The sequence below is a fragment of the Flavobacterium sp. genome (assembly GCF_049590715.1).
In the GTDB taxonomy this organism is placed as follows: Bacteria; Bacteroidota; Bacteroidia; order Flavobacteriales; family Flavobacteriaceae; genus Flavobacterium.
In genome coordinates, this window is sequence record NZ_JBAWDL010000256.1 from 1 (window position 1) to 1,728 (window position 1,728).

The following is a 1,728-nucleotide window of genomic DNA, read 5'->3' on the forward strand; positions in this document are numbered from 1 at the left end:
ACCATGTTGAGGGTAACTAAATCCTGGCCCAGGTCGGGCTCCTGAACATTGGAGAGGGCTTGCAGAATGGCTTCGGGCGTCATAGGAAGAAGAGAAAAAAAGCGTTAAATCGAAAAAGGCAGGGCAAAACTAAGGCTTCAAAAGCCGTTCTTTGTAAGAACCTTTTTTAGCGGCAAATGTTTGCCCTTATCAGCCGGCCTCCCAAAACTGCCGTTCCGCTCCCGTTTTCTTTTTTTCTTCGTAACCTGTGCCCTCCTTCCTAACTAAATATCTGGTACCCCTTCTGGTGCTGCTGATAGCCCTGCCGGCAGTGGGCCGCGCGCAGGCCGCCTACGATAACATTCTGCAGATCAACGGCGTTACCATGACGGCCGATTCCCTGCGGGCAGTAGGCGGCACAACCGTTTCGGTGAAAAGCAAAAACCGGGGTGTGGTTTCTTCCGAGCGGGGTGTTTTTTCCATTGTGGTCGTCAAGGGCGATACGCTGGAGTTCTCTGCCATTGGCTACCGGCCAAAAGAATATGTGGTGCCCCGGAATGTGGAAGGCCATTTTGTATCGCTTATTCAGCTAATGACGCAGGATACCTTTTACCTGGCCGAAACGGTGATCCGGCCCCTGCCCAGCCGGGAGGAGTTTGACTATGCTTTCCGCAACCTGCGCATTCCCGACGACCCGTACGAGATTGCCCGCAAAAACACCGATGCCTACACCATGCGGGTGCTGGCAATGACGCTGCCTAAAAGCGGTGCAGAAAATCAGGCAGTCTTGCAGCAAACCTATCAGCGGGCCTCCGTCTACTATCAGCAAACGCCTCCTTCCAATATATTATCGCCCGGCGCGTGGATGAACTTTTTAGAATCCTGGAAACGGGGCGACTTTAGAAAAAAGAAGTAGCGGGTTAATAAGGTTGGGCTGGCGGCTCGTGCAACAACTTAGTCCGGGTAAAATCAACCTTTACCAGTCCATCAACCTTTCAGTTTCACCTTGGTAGCACCAAAGCCCCAGCGCGGGTGCCATTCCTCTATCAGTTTTTTTACCTCCCGAATGCTACCAGCAAGTTCCTGGACGGCCCGGCGCAGGTTGCCGCTGCCAACCCCGTGTACAATTATTACTTCGCGAAGGCCGTGTGCCAGTGCCAACTGAATATAATCCTGCACCGCCTCCAACTGAATCCGGAAGATCTCGGAAGGCTGCATGCCGGCAGTATCCCCGATAAGCACGTTTGCATGCAGGTCCAGGTAAGGTGCAACCACAGGTATTGCCGGTTGCTGAGGCATTATTAAAGAAGCGCCACTCAGTTTAAAATGAGCAGGCAGGTGCAGGGGCTCTGCCATTGTAAGAAAGCCATCTACAAGCAGTTCGGAGAATAAGGGTTCGCCGGTTTCATCAAGGCGCTGTAGGCGCAGCACCAGCTGCTTTGGCCGCAGGTGAACTGTACCGGCCTGCGACGGCCCCAAACGCTTGCCAAAGGTGGGTTGCAGCTCCCAGTGAAAGCGGGGCTGTGCGGCCATTTGCTCCCAGGAAATGTGGTGCAGGAAAACATTGCCAAAGGGTGGAATGGTGCCTTGCAGGGAGAAGATCTGAAGCTTTTCTGCCGTGCGCACTTCATAATGAAAGCGCAGCGAATCGGGCGTTTCGTTTAAAAGGTGAATTTTCACCAGTTCTACTTCATCTCCGCCGGAAAGTGTTTTCCATTCGGGCAGGAAAGCCAGGGAACAGCCTTGCGG

Annotated in this window: 2 protein-coding genes; one reads left to right on the forward strand and one right to left on the reverse strand. The window is 53.4% G+C overall.

What is annotated here, in order from left to right:
* Positions 1-286: 286 nt before the first annotated feature.
* A complete protein-coding gene (locus WBQ70_RS11740) occupies positions 287-895 on the forward strand; it encodes a hypothetical protein (protein ID WP_423914396.1) in 609 nt (202 codons plus the stop codon).
* Between the two features lie 71 nt (positions 896-966).
* On the opposite strand, the gene WBQ70_RS11745 is transcribed toward WBQ70_RS11740, so the two are convergent.
* On the reverse strand, positions 967-1,728 hold a 762-nt coding region (locus WBQ70_RS11745), incomplete at its 5' end, for a Smr/MutS family protein (protein ID WP_423914399.1).